At 72.3% G+C, this 15,048-nt stretch carries 13 protein-coding genes; all 13 read right to left on the bottom strand.

Translation table 11 applies throughout. The features are described from left to right. Positions 1-80 precede the first annotated feature (80 nt). Positions 81-1,547, bottom strand: coding sequence for a glutamate synthase subunit beta (locus tag OVN18_RS11875; RefSeq protein ID WP_267780984.1), 1,467 nt, complete (start codon positions 1,545-1,547; stop codon positions 81-83). After that, positions 1,540-6,120, bottom strand: a complete 4,581-nt coding sequence (gltB, locus tag OVN18_RS11870; RefSeq protein ID WP_267780982.1) for a glutamate synthase large subunit — start codon at positions 6,118-6,120, stop codon at positions 1,540-1,542. The genes OVN18_RS11875 and gltB overlap by 8 nt, the downstream gene beginning before the upstream one ends. A 145-nt stretch (positions 6,121-6,265) precedes the next feature. Then, positions 6,266-7,315, bottom strand: a complete 1,050-nt coding sequence (gene lgt, locus OVN18_RS11865) for a prolipoprotein diacylglyceryl transferase (RefSeq protein WP_407666043.1) — start codon at positions 7,313-7,315, stop codon at positions 6,266-6,268. Between the two features lie 74 nt (positions 7,316-7,389). Next, positions 7,390-8,175, bottom strand: a complete 786-nt coding sequence (trpA, locus tag OVN18_RS11860; RefSeq protein ID WP_267737228.1) for a tryptophan synthase subunit alpha — start codon at positions 8,173-8,175, stop codon at positions 7,390-7,392. Next, complete coding sequence (trpB, locus tag OVN18_RS11855; RefSeq protein WP_267780981.1) at positions 8,172-9,449, bottom strand: tryptophan synthase subunit beta; 1,278 nt, start codon at positions 9,447-9,449, stop codon at positions 8,172-8,174. The genes trpA and trpB overlap by 4 nt, the downstream gene beginning before the upstream one ends. Beyond that, positions 9,446-10,222 carry an indole-3-glycerol phosphate synthase TrpC gene (gene trpC, locus OVN18_RS11850; RefSeq protein WP_267780980.1) on the bottom strand — a complete coding sequence of 259 codons (777 nt, stop codon included), beginning with the start codon at positions 10,220-10,222 and terminating at the stop codon, positions 9,446-9,448. The genes trpB and trpC overlap by 4 nt, the downstream gene beginning before the upstream one ends. Then, positions 10,223-10,453, bottom strand: coding sequence for a DUF6704 family protein (locus OVN18_RS11845; protein ID WP_267737226.1), 231 nt, complete (start codon positions 10,451-10,453; stop codon positions 10,223-10,225). Positions 10,454-10,500: 47 nt separating this feature from the next. Next, complete coding sequence (locus OVN18_RS11840) at positions 10,501-11,145, bottom strand: Trp biosynthesis-associated membrane protein (RefSeq protein WP_267780979.1); 645 nt, start codon at positions 11,143-11,145, stop codon at positions 10,501-10,503. Then, entirely contained in the window at positions 11,142-12,683 is a 1,542-nt protein-coding gene (locus OVN18_RS11835; protein WP_267780978.1) for an anthranilate synthase component I, read from the bottom strand. The genes OVN18_RS11840 and OVN18_RS11835 overlap by 4 nt, the downstream gene beginning before the upstream one ends. Then, positions 12,680-13,096: a phosphoribosyl-AMP cyclohydrolase gene (gene hisI, locus OVN18_RS11830; RefSeq protein ID WP_407666042.1), complete on the bottom strand. Its 417-nt coding sequence runs from the start codon at positions 13,094-13,096 to the stop codon at positions 12,680-12,682. Before hisI ends, OVN18_RS11835 begins: the two co-directional genes overlap by 4 nt. Then, positions 13,093-13,854, bottom strand: a complete 762-nt coding sequence (gene hisF / locus OVN18_RS11825) for an imidazole glycerol phosphate synthase subunit HisF (protein WP_267737223.1) — start codon at positions 13,852-13,854, stop codon at positions 13,093-13,095. Before hisF ends, hisI begins: the two co-directional genes overlap by 4 nt. Then, positions 13,854-14,693, bottom strand: a complete 840-nt coding sequence (hisG, locus tag OVN18_RS11820) for an ATP phosphoribosyltransferase (RefSeq protein WP_267780977.1) — start codon at positions 14,691-14,693, stop codon at positions 13,854-13,856. Before hisG ends, hisF begins: the two co-directional genes overlap by 1 nt. Before the next feature lie 64 nt (positions 14,694-14,757). Continuing rightward, the gene (locus tag OVN18_RS11815; RefSeq protein ID WP_267737221.1) at positions 14,758-15,021 is read right to left on the bottom strand and encodes a phosphoribosyl-ATP diphosphatase; all 264 of its coding nucleotides are present in this window, start codon (positions 15,019-15,021) and stop codon (positions 14,758-14,760) included. Positions 15,022-15,048 lie beyond the last annotated feature (27 nt).

Raw genomic sequence — 15,048 nt, 5'->3', positions numbered from 1 at the left:
GTGGTGGTCATGGTGCAACCGCGTCGAGCGCCGGACGGGCGCGGCGAGGCGGGGGTCTTGTCCAGGTGGAGCGGTCGGGGTCAGAACGGGGCGGCGGTGAGAGGCCGGTCGTGCGCCGTCACCGGGGCGGGCAGCAGGGTGTCGCCCTGCAGGAACCGGTCGACCTGGGCCGCGACGGCCCGGCCCTCGGCGATCGCCCAGACGATGAGCGAGGCGCCGCGGCCCGCGTCGCCGGCGACGAAGACGCCCGACTCGCTCGTCGTGTAGTCCGCACCGCGCGCCACGCTACCGCGTTCGTCGAGCGGGAGCGGCAGCTGCTCGTCGAGCGTGCGGCGCTCGACGCCCGTGAAGCCGAGGGCGAGCAGCACCAGATCGGCGGGGATCTCGCGCTCGGTGCCCTCCTTGGGGATGCGGCGCCCGTCGACGTACTCGGTCTCGGCCACGCGCAGCGCGCGCACCTCGCCGACCTCGTTGGACAGGAACTCGACGGTCGAGGCGAGGAACATGCGCTCGCCCCCCTCCTCGTGCGCGCTCTGCACCTCGAAGAGGGTGGGCTGCACGGGCCACGGCTGGTGCTCGGGCCGCTCGCTGGGCGGCTGCACGCCGATGGCGAGGTTGGTGACGCTCAGGGCGCCCTGGCGGTGCGCGGTGCCGATGCAGTCGGCGCCGGTGTCGCCGCCGCCGAGCACGACGACGTGCTTGCCCTCGGCGCTGATCTGCTCGGCGACCGCGTCTCCGGCCTGCACGTGGTTCGACTGCGTCAGGTACTCCATCGCGAAGTGGATGCCCAGCGCGTCGCGGCCCGGGATGGGCAGGTCGCGCGGCACGGGGGCGCCCGTCGCGATGACGACCGCGTCGTAGCGGCGGCGCAGCTCGTCCCAGGCGATGTCGCGGCCGATCTCGACCCCGGCGCGGAACCGGGTGCCCTCGGCCTGCATCTGCGTGAGCCGGGCATCCAGGTGGCGCTTCTCCATCTTGAAATCGGGGATGCCGTACCGCAGCAGGCCGCCGATGCGGTCGTCCCGCTCGAAGACGGCGACCGTGTGCCCCACGCGGGTGAGCTGCTGCGCGGCCGCGAGCCCGGCCGGGCCGGATCCGACGACCGCGACCGTCTTGCCCGTCAGCCGCTCGGGCGGGGCGGGCTCGACCCACCCGTTCTGCCAGGCCTGCTCGATGATCGAGGCCTCGACCTGCTTGATGGTCACGGGCGGCTGGTTGATGCCGAGCACGCAGGAGGACTCGCACGGGGCGGGGCACAGCTTGCCCGTGAATTCGGGGAAGTTGTTGGTCGCGTGGAGGCGCTCGATCGCCTGGCGGCCCTCGCCGCGCCACGTGAGGTCGTTCCACTCGGGGATGAGGTTGCCGAGCGGGCAGCCGTGGTGGCAGAAGGCGACGCCGCAGTCCATGCAGCGGCCGGCCTGGCGCTTGAGCACGGCCTGGTCGCCCTGCTCGTAGACCTCCCTCCAGTCCATCAACCGGATGGGCACCGGTCGGCGGGGCGGGAGCTCGCGCTCGGGGACGTTGATGAAGCCGCGGGGGTCAGCCACCGGTCACCTCCAGGATGCGGCCCCACACGACGTCTCCGTCGGGGTCGAGGCCTTCGTCGAGTGCGGTCTGCCGCGTGGCGAGCACGGCGGCGAAGTCGCGAGGGAGCACCTTCACGATGCGGTCGAGGGCGGCGCCGCCCTCGGCGATGAGGCGCTCGGCGACAGCGGAGCCCGTCTCGTCGTGGTGGCGGCGCAGCAGATCGGCGACGACGACGCGGTCGTCGGCGTCGAGCGGGCCCAGCTCGAGCTCGCCCGAGGAGAGCGCCGCGCTGTTGACGCGCTCGCGGTCGAGGTCGAGCACGTAGGCCACGCCCCCCGACATGCCGGCGCCGAGGTTGCGCCCCGTCTCGCCGATGATGAGGGCGGTGCCGCCGGTCATGTACTCGAGCGCGTGGTCGCCCACGCCCTCGACGACGGCCGTCGCGCCGGAGTTGCGCACGAGGAACCTCTCCCCCACGATGCCGCGGATGAACATCTCGCCGCTCGTCGCGCCGTAGCCGATGACGTTGCCGGCGATGACGTTCTCCTCCGCCGCGAAGGCGGCCTCGCGCGAGGGGCGCACGATCACCCGACCGCCCGAGAGGCCCTTGCCGACGTAGTCGTTGCTGTCGCCGTAGAGGCGCAGCGTGATGCCGCGCGGCATGAAGGCGCCGAGGCTCTGCCCCGCCGAGCCGGTGAGGGTGACGTCGATGGTGTCGGGGGCGAGGCCGTGCTCGCCCTGCGCCATCGTGACGTGGTGGCCGAGCATCGTGCCGACCGCCCGCTCGGTGTTGCGCACGGGCAGGTCGATGCGCACGGGGGCCCCGTGCTCGATGGCGTCGGCGCTCAGGCGGATGAGCTCGTTGTCGAAGTGCTCCTCGAGCTCGTGATCCTGCTCCTCGCGCTTCGTGCGGGCGGCCGTCTCGTCGAAGACCGGGCCCGAGAGGATGGGCGAGAGGTCGAGGCCGTCGGCCTTCCAGTGCCGGATGGCGCGGTCGACGTCGAGCAGGTCGCTGCGGCCGATCGCCTCCTCGAGGGTGCGGAAGCCGAGCGCGGCGAGGTACTCGCGCACCTCCTGGGCGAGGAACTCCATGAAGGTGATGACGAACTCGGGGGTGCCCGTGAACCGCTTGCGCAGCTCGGGGTTCTGCGTCGCGACGCCCACGGGGCAGGTGTCGAGGTGGCAGACCCGCATGAGGATGCAGCCGGAGACGACCATGGGAGCGGTGGCGAAGCCGTACTCCTCGGCGCCGAGCAGGGCGGCGATGATGACGTCGCGGCCGGTCTTCATCTGGCCGTCGGCCTGCACCGTGACGCGCCCGCGCATGTTGTTGAGCATGAGCGTCTGCTGCGCCTCGGCGAGGCCGAGCTCCCACGGGGTGCCGGCGTGCTTGAGGGAGTTGAGCGGGCTCGCTCCCGTGCCGCCGTCGTGCCCGGAGATCAGGATGACGTCGCTCTTGGCCTTGGCGACGCCCGCCGCGACCGCGCCGATGCCCGACTGGCTCACGAGCTTGACGTGCACGCGGGCGCCGGGGTTCGAGCGCTTGAGGTCGAAGATGAGCTGCTTGAGGTCCTCGATCGAGTAGATGTCGTGATGCGGCGGCGGGGAGATGAGACCGACGCCCGGGGTGCCGTGGCGCAGCTGCGCGATCCAGGGGTACACCTTGTTCGCCGGCAGCTGGCCGCCCTCGCCGGGCTTCGCGCCCTGCGCCATCTTGATCTGGATGTCGTCGGCGTGGCTGAGGTACAGGCTCGTGACGCCGAAGCGGCCGCTGGCGACCTGCTTGATGGCGCTGCGGCGCTCGGGGTCGAGCAGACGCTCGGGGCTCTCGCCGCCCTCGCCCGTGTTGCTGCGCCCGCCGATGCGGTTCATGGCGATCGCGAGCGTCTCGTGCATCTCGGGGCTGATGGCGCCCATGCTCATGGCGCCGGTGGTGAACCGGCGAACGATCGAGGCGACCGACTCGACCTCGTCGATCGGCACGGGAGCGCGGTCGTCGGTGCGCAGCCGGAAGAGGCCGCGCAGGGTCATGAGCCGCTCGGCCTGCGAGTCGACCGCGTGCGTGTACTCGCGGAAGATGTCGTACCGCTTCGAGCGCGTCGCGTGCTGCAGGCGGAACACGGTCTCGGGGTTGAAGAGGTGGGGCGGGCCCTCGCGACGCCACTGGTACTCGCCGCCCGTCTGCAGGCGCTCGTGCGGGTTCACGGGGGCGCCCGCCGGGTAGGCGAGCGCGTGCCGCTGCGCGTTCTCGGTCGCGATCATGTCGATGCCGACGCCGCCGAGGACGCTCGAGGTGCCGGTGAAGTACTTGTCGACGAACTCCTGGCTGAGCCCGACGGCCTCGAAGGCCTGGGCGCCGGCGTAGGAGCCGACGGTCGAAATGCCCATCTTCGACATGATCTTCAGAACGCCCTTGCCGAGCGCGGTGATGACGTTGCGCACCGCCTTCTCGGGCGTCATGCCGGTGATCATGCCGCTGCGCACGAGGTTCTCGACCGACTCCATGGCGAGGTACGGGTTGATCGCCGAGGCGCCGTAGCCGATGAGGAGCGCCACGTGGTGCACCTCGCGCACGTCGCCGGCCTCGACGATGAGACCGACCTGCATGCGCTTCTCGGTGCGGATGAGGTGGTGGTGAACCGCCGCCAGCATGAGCAGCGAGGGCACAGGGGCGAGATCGGCCGTCGAGTCGCGGTCGCTCAGCACGATGAACTGCGCGCCGTCGGCGATCGCCTCGTCGACCTCGTCGCACATGGCCTGGATGCGCTTCTCGAGCGCCTTGGGGCCCTTGTCGACGCGGTACAGGCCCTTGATCGTCGTCGTGAGCGAGGAGCCGGGGCGCGGGTCGATGTGCTGGATCTTCGCGAGCTCGTCGTTGTCGATGACGGGGAAGTCGAGGACGACCTGGCGCGCGTGCTTCGGACCGGCCTGCAGCAGGTTGCGCTCGGGGCCGAGGCCGAGGCGCATCGAGGTGACGACCTCCTCGCGGATGGAGTCGAGCGGCGGGTTCGTCACCTGGGCGAACTGCTGGGTGAAGTAGTCGAACAGCAGCCGGGCCCGGTCGGAGAGGACGGCGATGGGGGTGTCGGAGCCCATGGCGCCGAGCGGCTCCGCGCCCTTCTGCGCCATCGGCATGAGCAGCACGCGCACCTCCTCCTCGGTGTACCCGAAGGTGCGCTGACGGCGCACGATCGAGGCCGGGGTGTGGACGATGTGCTCGCGCTCGGGCAGGTCGTGGAGGTTGATGCGGTTGCCGTCAAGCCACTCGCCCCACGGCTCGGCGCTCGCGAGCTGCGACTTGATCTCGTCGTCCTCGATGATGCGGCCCTCGACCGTGTCGACGAGGAACATCTTGCCGGGGCGCAGGCGGCCCTTGCGCACGACGCGGGCGGGGTCGATGTCGAGCACGCCGATCTCGCTCGCGAGCACGACGAGTCCGTCGTCGGTGACGAGGAACCGGCCGGGGCGCAGGCCGTTGCGGTCGAGCGTCGCGCCGACCAGCGAGCCGTCGGTGAAGGAGAGGGCGGCCGGGCCGTCCCACGGCTCCATGAGCATGCCGTGGTACTCGTAGAAGTCGCGCAGGGCGGGGTCGATGTCGGTCTGGTTCTCCCACGCCTCGGGCACCATCATCATGATGGCGTGCGGCAGGGAGCGGCCGCCGAGCGTGAGCAGCTCCACGACCTCGTCGAAGGAGGCCGAGTCGCTCGCGCCCGGGGTGACGACCGGGAAGACGTCGCGGAGGTCGCCGAACAGCTCGGAGCTCAGCTGCGACTGGCGGGCGCGCATCCAGTTGCGGTTGCCCTGGACGGTGTTGATCTCGCCGTTGTGCGCGATGCCGCGGAAGGGCTGCGCGAGGGGCCACGACGGGAACGTGTTCGTCGAGTAGCGGGAGTGCACGAGCGCCAGGCGCGAGACGAAGCGCTCGTCGCTCAGGTCGGGGTAGAACGGCTCGAGCTGCAGGGTCGTGACCATGCCCTTGTAGACGATGGTGCGGCTCGACAGCGAGGGGAAGTACGAGCCCAGCTCGCGCTCGGCGCGCTTGCGCAGGCGGAACGTCTGACGGTCGAGCGCGATGCCCTCGAGCGGCTCGCCCTCGGCGTCGGTGCGGGTCGAGGCGACGAAGAGCTGCTCGAAGGCCGGCATGGCGGCGTGCGCCAGGGATCCGACGTGGGCCGGGTCGACCGGCACCTCGCGCCAGCCCAGCACCGTCAGGGCCTCCTCGGCGGCGATCGCCTCGATCGCGGCCTTCTCGGTCTCGCGCTCGGCGCGATCGGTGGGGAGGAACGCCGTGCCGACGGCGTAGCGGCCGGCGGCGGGGAGCGCGAAGGGCGCGACGGCGCGGAACAGCGCGTCGGGCACCTGGGTGAGGATGCCCGCGCCGTCGCCGGTGCCGGCGTCCGAGCCGACCGCACCGCGGTGCTCGAGGTTGCGCAGGGCGTCGAGGGCGGCCTGGATGATGTCGTGGCCGGCCGAGCCGCGCAGGGTCGCGACCATCGCGAGCCCGCACGCATCGCGCTCGAGCTCGGGGTCGTACATGCCCTGGGCGGCCGGGATCGCGGAGAACCGCTGGTAGGGCTGCTGGCTACGTTCCATGGGAGAACCGTCCTCACGTGACGCTGGGGAGGGTGGGACGTCGTCGGCCCGATGGAGTGGTGCGCGCGAGGGTGCTCGCGACGCGGCCGGAGCCGCGCTGGAGGTGCCGTGGTGGGAAGGGCGCGGGATCAGCGGATGCTGATCGTCACGGCCGCGCGGCGGCGCCGCTTGTGGCGGCGTCTGATGGTGCGGGTGCTGCTCCGGTGGTGGCGGAGGGTGCTGCGGATGCTGCGACGAGCTCGGCGTCATTGTCGGCGTCGTCCGTCTCGGTGTAGACGTCCTCCGAGTCTACCCCAGCGGCCTCCTGCCACCGGCGACCGTCGGAGTACGGCCCGGGCTCGGCGCCCGTGTGCCGGCGGCGCTGCACGATGATGAGCACGATCCCCACCACGACGGCGGCCCAGGCGGCCCAGACGTTGACGCGGATCCCGAGGAAGAGCTCGCTGGGGTCGATGCGGATCGACTCGAAGACGCTGCGGCCGACGCCGTACCAGATCAGGTAGCCGCCGAGGAGCGTTCCCCACTGCGCCTTGAGCCGGGCATCCAGAAGGAGCAGGAGCGCGACGCCCGCGAGGTTCCAGACGATCTCGTAGAGGAAGGTGGGGTGGAAGAGGGTGCCCTCGGGCAGGCCGACCGGGATGGCGCTGTTGCCCGGGTCGATCTCGAGACCCCACGGCAGGTCGGTGGGCAGGCCGAAGAGCTCCTGGTTGAACCAGTTGCCGAGCCGGCCGAAGGCCTGCGCGAGCAGCAGGCCCGGTGCGAGCGCGTCGGCGAAGCTCCAGAAGCGGATGCCCGTCACGCGGCAGCCGATCGCGACGCCGATCGCCCCGCCGATGAGGGCGCCGAAGATCGCCATGCCGCCCTCCCATATGTAGAGGGTCCTCAGCAGATCGGCCCCGGGGAAGAAGTAGTCGTCGGGGTGGGTGAGCACGTGGTACACGCGGCCGCCGATGATGCCGAGCGGCACGGCGAACAGGGCGATGTCGAGCGTGATCCACGGCTCGGCGCCCCGGCGGGTGAGCCGGTGGTTGGTGAGCATCACGGCGGCGACGATGCCGAGCAGGATGCACAGCGCGTAGGCGTAGATGTTGATGTCGAACCCGAACCAGGTGAGCCCGATGTCGCGCAGCCACTGGCCGAGGTTGAAGACCTGCCATTCGGGCGCGGGGCTCGGGATGCTCGTGGGGAGGATCACGGTGGGGAAGACCTTTCTCGGGGGGCGCGGGCCAGCCTAGCGGCGGGCGCGAGGGCCGGATGCGCGCGAGCGCCTCAGCGGGTGCCGGCGGAGAGCTCGGCGGCGGTGCGGCCGACGGCCGCGACCCCGCCCTCCGCGAGCGCGGAGACGAGCGCGGAGCCGACGATCGCCCCGTCGGCGTAGCTCAGGACGTCGCGCACCTGATCCGCCGTGGAGATGCCGATGCCCACGCAGGCGCTCGAGGCGCCCGCCCCGCGGAGGCGGCCGATGACGTCGCGGGCGGCGCGGTCCATATCGGTGCGGGCGCCCGTGATGCCCATCGTCGAGACGGCGTAGACGAAGCCTCGGCTCGAGTCGACGGCCTGCTTCATGCGCGCCTCGCTCGAGGAGGGGGCGGCGAGGAAGACCCGATCGAGGTCGTGCTCCTCGCTCGCCTCCATCCACTCGCGCGCCTCGTCGGGCACGAGGTCGGGCGTGATGAGGCCCGCTCCCCCGGCGTTCTCGAGATCGGTCGCGAAGCGCTCGACGCCGTACTGGATCACCGGGTTCCAGTAGGTCATCACCAGCAGCGGCGCGTCGACGCGGGAGCGGATGCGCTCGACGGCCTCGAAGCCCTGGGAGAGCTTGAAGCCGCCCTGCAGAGCGGCCTGGGTCGCGCGCTGGATGACGAGGCCGTCCATGACCGGGTCGCTGTACGGCAGGCCCAGCTCGATGATGTCGACGCCGTTCTCAACGAGGGCGACGGCGGCGTCGACGCTCGTGTCGAGGTCGGGGAACCCGACCGGCAGGTACCCGATGAGGGCGCCGGAACCGGCATCGACGCGCGTGCGGATGGTCTGCTCGACCGTCGAGGCGCTCATCGGGCGTCCTCCGGGGCCGTGCTGCCCTGCGCCGCAGCGCCGCGCTCGGACTCCATGACGGCGGCGTCGGCCGCCTCCTGCGCGTCGAGCAGGCCGAAGTAGCGCGCGGCCGTCTCCATGTCCTTGTCGCCGCGACCGCTCAGGTTGACGAGCACGATCCCCTCCGGGCCGAGCTCGCGGGCGAGCTGCAGCGCGCCGTGCAGGGCGTGCGCCGTCTCGATGGCGGGGATGATGCCCTCGGTGCGGCTCAGCAGGCGCAGAGCATCCATCGCCTCGCGGTCGGTGACGCCGCGGTACTCGGCGCGCCCGATCTCGTCGAGCCAGGCGTGCTCGGGACCGACGCCCGGGTAGTCGAGGCCGGCGCTGATGGAGTGCGACTCCATCGTCTGGCCGTCCTCGTCCTGCAGCATGAGGCTGCGCGCGCCGTGCAGCACGCCGGGGCGGCCCTTGGAGATGGTGGCGGCGTGGAACAGCGTGTCGACGCCGTCGCCCGCGGCCTCGAGGCCGACCAGGCGCACCGACTCGTCATCGAGGAAGGGGTGGAAGATGCCCATCGCGTTGCTGCCGCCGCCGACGCAGGCCGCGATGACGTCGGGCAGGCGACCGGTCATCTCGAGCATCTGCGCGCGCGCCTCGGTGCCGATCACGGAGTGGAAGTCGCGGACCATCGCGGGGAACGGGTGTGGTCCGGCGACGGTGCCGAGCAGGTAGTGCGTGCTCTCGACGTTGGCCACCCAGTCGCGCAGGGCCTCGTTGATGGCGTCCTTGAGCGTGCGCGATCCGGTCGTGACGGGGACGACCTCGGCGCCGAGGAGCTTCATGCGCGCGACGTTGAGGGCCTGCCGCTCGGTGTCGACCTCGCCCATGTAGACGACGCACTCGAGCCCGAAGAGGGCCGCCGCCGTGGCGCTCGCGACGCCGTGCTGGCCGGCGCCGGTCTCGGCGATGATGCGCGACTTGCCGAGGCGCTTGGCGAGCAGCGCCTGGCCGAGCACGTTGTTGATCTTGTGGCTGCCGGTGTGGTTGAGGTCCTCCCGCTTGAGGAAGATGCGGGCACCGCCCGCCGTCGCGGCGAAGCGGGGGGCCTCGGTGATGATCGAGGGGCGCCCCGTGTAGCTGCGGTGCAGCTCGGCGAGCTCGGCGGCGAAGGAGGGATCGGCCTTGGCCGCCTCGTACGCCGCATCGAGCTCGTCGAGCGCGGCGATGAGGGATTCGGGGACGAACCGACCGCCGAAGGAGCCGAAGTACGGGCCGGACTGGGTGCGAAGACTCATGAGACCGCCAGGAATTCTGTGAGGGCGGCGACGGGATCGCCGCCGGTGACGAGGGCCTCGCCGACGAGGACGACATCGGCGCCGCCGCGACGGTAGTGCGCGACGTCGTCGACGCCGAGCACCGCCGATTCGGCGATGCGCACGGTGCCCTCGGGGATGAGGGGGGCGAGCCGGGCGAACAGGTCGCGATCGAGCTCGAAGGTGGAGAGGTCGCGGGCGTTGACGCCGATGACCTGCGCGCCGAGGCCGACGGCCCGGCGCACCTCCTCCTCGGAGTGCGTCTCGACGAGCGGCGTCATGCCGAGCTCGAGCACGAGGGAGTGCAGCTGCGAGAGCTGCGCGTCGTCGAGAGCGGCGACGATGAGCAGAACGAGGTCGGCGCCCGCGGCCCGGGCCTCGAGCACCTGGTACGGCTCCGCGATGAAGTCCTTGCGCAGCAGGGGCGTGGGCACGGCGGCCCGCACGGCCTCGAGGTCGGCGAGGCTCCCGCCGAAGCGGCGCTGCTCGGTGAGCACGCTGATCGCGCTCGCCCCGCCCTGCGCGTACTGACGGGCGAGCGCGGCGGGGTCGGCGATGGCGGCGAGGCTGCCGCGCGAGGGGCTCGCGCGCTTGACCTCGGCGATCACCTTGACGTGATCGGCGCGTTCGAGAGCGGCTCGGGCGTCCAGCGCCGGCGGACGGGCGAGCGCGGCGGCCTCGACCGCGGAGAGCGGTCGGGTCGCGCGCCGCTCGGCGGCGTCGGCGAGGGAACCGGCGACCAGGTCGCCGAGCATCTAGGAGTGCGCCTTGGCGGTGGAGCGCTGACCGCCCGCGCCGTAGCCGGCCTTGGCCATGACGCCGCCCGCGATCCAGCCCGCGAGGGCGAGGGCGGCGCTGGCCCAGACGAGCCAGACGATCTCGAACCAGAACGCGACGGTGCCGATCGTGAACGCGACGAGGATGATCGTGACGGCCGTCCAGGCGGCGATCGAGTGTCCGTGGCCGAGCTCAGACTGGGCGTTCATGATTCTCCTGCGATAGGGGTCGGGATCAGCGTCGAGTCTACCCCGGGCTAGGAGGGGTCGGCCTGGGTGCCGGGCCGGGGATCGCCGGGCATCCGCCCCTGATCGGTCGGATCGCGCCCGTCGCTGAGGGCGTCCCAGTCGTCGAAGCGGTCGCGCCCGGCAGTCGGGGCGTCGGAGGGGTCGGCCGTCTCGAGCCGCACGGCGTCGTACCGCCGGGTGCGCTGGGGCCAGCGCCCCGAGAGGGCGGCGATCAGGATGCCCACCAGCACGCCGAGCACGCCCACGACGAGGGCGACGCCGGGCCAGGGGGTCACGGCGGTGCCCGCGACGAGGGCGGCGACCGAGTCGGGCCCCTCGATGCCGGTGAGCTCGGTGATCGCCGGAGCGGCCGCCGTCACGGGCTGCGCGAGCGCGAGCGCGGCCGAGGTGGCGATCGCGGCGCCGAGCAGGCTCAGCAGCAGGCCGAGGATGATGCGGAACACGCGGCCGGCGAGGGCCAGGGCGGCGACGAGCGCGAGCATCGCGAGCGCGAGCGCGGGGAGCGCGGGCGCGGCGATGTCGCCCGCGACCGTCACCGTGCGGCCGTCGAGCAGCCGGACCTCGACCCAGGGCTGGGTCCAGGCGAGCAGCGCGATCGCTCCCAGCAGCCCGGGGGCGAGCAGGGAGACGAGCCGCACGCGGGAGGGGGTCACTCCTCGGCCCTGCGCAGGGCGTTGGCGATCGCGACGGCACGGAGGGGTGCTGCGGCCTTGCTGATGGTCTCCTGGTACTCCGTCTCGGGGACGGAGTCGGCGACGAGGCCGGCCCCCGCCTGCACCCGGGCGGTGCCGCCCTGCAGGAAGGCGGTGCGGATCGCGATCGCGAGATCGGCATCCCCCGAGAAGGAGAAGTAGCCCACCACTCCCCCGTAGACGCCGCGGCGCGCGGGCTCCAGCTCGTCGATGATCTCGAGCGCCCGCGGCTTGGGCGCGCCGCTCAGCGTGCCCGCCGGGAAGGTCGCCCGGAACACGTCGACGTGGCTCGCCTCGGGCCGCTGGTCGCCCTCGACGCTCGAGACGAGGTGCATGATGTGGCTGAAGCGCTCGACCTGCATGAACTCGGTGACCTCGACGCTGCCGGCGCGGCAGACCTTCGAGAGGTCGTTGCGGGCGAGGTCGACGAGCATGAGGTGCTCGGCCTGCTCCTTCTGGTCGGCGAGCAGGCTCTCGGCCAGCTGCTGATCGGCTTCGGGCGTCTCGCCGCGCGGGCGGGAGCCCGCGATCGGGTGCATGTGCACGCGCCCGTCGACGACCTTCACGAGCGCCTCCGGCGAGGAGCCGACGATCGCGTAGGGCTCGCCCTCGTCGCTCTCGTGCGTGAGCACGTACATGTACGGGGAGGGGTTGAGCGCCCGCAGCACCCGGTAGACCTCGAGCGGGCTGGCCTCGAGCGCGTGATCGAAGCGCTGGGCGACGACGACCTGGAACACGTCGCCGTCGCGGATGAACTCCTTCGACCGCGCGACGGCCGCCAGGTACTCCTCGTGCGTCGAGCGGAACCGCGGATCGGGAGCGGTGGAGAGGTCGATGCGGCGCGGCTCGGGAGCGGCGGGAGCGGCGAGCGCGTGCTCGAGGGCGTCGAGTCGGCGCTGAGCGTCCGACCAGAGCTCGTCGGCGCGCGCGGTGCCGACCGCCGCGCCGTCCGCGCCGTCGGCGAGCACCGAGACGACGAGGTCGACCGTGCCCTGGCGGTGGTCCATGACGACGAGCTCGCTGACGAACGCGAAGGCCAGCTCGGGGCACGGGAAGTCGCTCGGAGGGGCATCCGGCAGGTTCTCGATGCGGCGCACGGCGTCCCAGCCCATGAAGCCCACGAGGCCGCCGGTGAGGGGCGGATGCGCGGGGTCGCGCGGCGACTCCCACCGGGCGGAGAGCGCGTCGAGGGCCGCGAGCGGGTCGCTCGGCACGGGGCCGCCGAAGGCCCGATCCGCGGCGAGGCCGGTATCGCGCCAGACGGCCGAGCCGCCGCTCTCGGTCAGCACGCCGAAGGAGCGCACGCCGATGAAGGAGTAGCGCGACCAGATGCCGCCCTGCTCCGCCGATTCGAGGAGGAAGCCGCCGGGGCGGCCCTCGGCGAGCGAGCGGTAGAGGCCCACCGGGGTCAGCGCGTCGGCGAAGACGGTGCGGATGACCGGGACGACCCGCGCGTCGGCGGCTCGGGCGTCGAACTCGGCGCGGGTGGTGCCGGTCATGGCGTTCCCTCCGGGTCGTCGGTGCGGTGCGCCTGCGCCGGGAGCGGCAGGAACGGGTCGACGTCGAAGCAGCGGCGCTCGCCCGTGTGGCAGGCGGGGCCGTGCTGCTCGACCTGCAGCAGCAGGGCGTCGCCGTCGCAGTCGAGCTCGGCCCCGCGCAGGTGCTGGGTGTTGCCGCTCGTGTCGCCCTTGCGCCAGTACTCCTGCCGCGAGCGGCTCCAGTACGTGACGCGGCCCTCGACGAGGGTGCGGCGCAGTGCCTCGGCGTTCATGTAGCCGACCATGAGCACCTCGCGGGAATCCCACTGCTGGACGACGACCGGCAGGAGTCCGGCGGCGTCGAAGCGGGCCCGGGCGACGACGGCAGCGGCATCCTGCTCGGTCATCGCAGCATCGGCGGGAGTCGGGTTCATCGCACGCTCATCCCCTCGGCGCGGAGCGCGCCCTTGACCTCGCCGATCGTGAGCTCGGCGTTGTGGAAGACGCTCGCGGCGAGCACGGCGTCGGCGCCCGCGGCGATGGCCGGGGCGAAGTGCTCGAGCGCGCCGGCGCCGCCCGAGGCGATCACCGGCACCGTCGCGACGCCGACGATGGCCCGGATGAGCTCGGTGTCGAAGCCGGCCTTGGTGCCGTCGGCGTCGATCGAGTTCACGAGCAGCTCGCCCGCACCGCGGTTCATGGCCTCGGTGGCCCAGGCGAGGGCGTCGATGTCGGTCGTGCGGCGGCCGCCGTGGGTCGTGACGACGAAGCCGCTCGGTGCCGTCGCGCTGCGGGTGACGTCGAGCGAGAGCACGCAGACCTGGGCGCCGAAGCGGTCGGCGATCTCGTCGATGAGGGCGGGGCGCAGGATGGCGGCGGAGTTCACGCCGATCTTGTCGGCCCCGTGGGCGAGCAGACGCGCGACGTCCTCGGTCGTGCGCACTCCCCCGCCGACCGTGAGCGGGATGAAGACCTGCTCGGCGGTCGCGCGCACGACGTCGTACATCGTGTCGCGGTCGTCGACGGTTGCCTTCACGTCGAGGAAGGTGATCTCGTCGGCGCCCTGCTCGTAGTACTTCGCCGCGAGCTCGATCGGATCGCCCGCATCCCGCAGGCCCATGAAGTTGACGCCCTTGACGACGCGACCGGCGGCCACATCGAGGCAGGGGATCACCCGGACGGCGACGCTCATCAGATGCGCGCGGCGTGGATGGGGCTGACGAGGATGGCGCGGGCGCCGATGTCGTAGAGGGCGTCCATGACGTGATTGGTGTCGTCCTTGGGCACCATCGCGCGCACGGCGACCCAGTCGGGATCGGCGAGCGGGCTCACCGTGGGCGACTCGAGGCCGGGGGTGACGGCCTGCGCCTGCGCGAGCAGCGCGCGCGGCAGGTCGTAGTCCATGAGCACGTACTGGCGCGCGACGAGCACGCCCTGCAGGCGGCGCTGCAGGGTGGCGATGCCGTCCACCTCGGGGCGGGCCGAGATGAGCACGGCCGTCGACTCGAGGATGACGGGGCCGACGATCTCGAGGCCCTGCGCCCGCAGGGTCGAGCCCGTCGAGACGACGTCGGCGACGGCGTCGGCGACGCCGAGGCGGATGGCCGACTCGACGGCGCCGTCGAGCTTCACGAGGCGCGCCGTGATGCCGTGGCGGGCCAGGAACTCGCCGACGAGGGTCGGGTAGCTCGTCGCCACGCGGCGGCCCTCCAGGTCGCCGAGCTCGTGCACGGTGCCGGGCACGGCGGCGAAGCGGAAGGTCGAGTCGCCGAAGTCGAGCGTCTGGATCTCCTGCGCCTCGCTCGAGGAGTCGAGCAGCAGGTCGCGGCCGGTGATGCCGACGTCGAGCGCGCCCGAGCCGACGTAGGTGGCGATGTCGCGGGGGCGCAGGTAGAAGAACTCGACGCCGTTGCGCGGGTCGGCCACGGTGAGCGCGCGAGGATCGCGCCGACCGGTGTAGCCCGCCTCGACGAGCATCTCGACGGCGGTCTCGGAGAGGGAGCCCTTGTTGGGCACCGCGATTCTCAGCATGGGGTTCTCTTCATCACTGGCGCGGCGAGGCGCTCGGGCGGGGGCTGCTCACAGGGCGTGAGCCCTAGAGCTGGCGGTACACGTCGTCGAGGGTGAGACCCTTCGCGAGCATGAGCACCTGCAGGTGGTAGAGAAGCTGCGAGATCTCCTCCGCGGTGGCCTCGTCGCTCTCGTGCTCGGCGGCCATCCAGACCTCGGCGGCCTCCTCGACGATCTTCTTGCCGATCGAATGGATGCCCGCGTCCAGTCGCGCGACGGTGCCGGAACCGGCGGGACGGGTGCGGGCGGTCTCGCTCAGCTCGGCGAACAGCTCATCGAAGGTCTTCACAACCGTCCAGGGTACCGGGCGGCGCCT

It is taken from the genome of Microcella daejeonensis (assembly GCF_026625045.1).
Lineage (GTDB): Bacteria > Actinomycetota > Actinomycetes > Actinomycetales > Microbacteriaceae > Microcella > Microcella daejeonensis.
The sequence above is the reverse complement of the archived record's forward strand: the minus strand, read 5'-3'. Positions and strand labels throughout refer to the sequence as shown.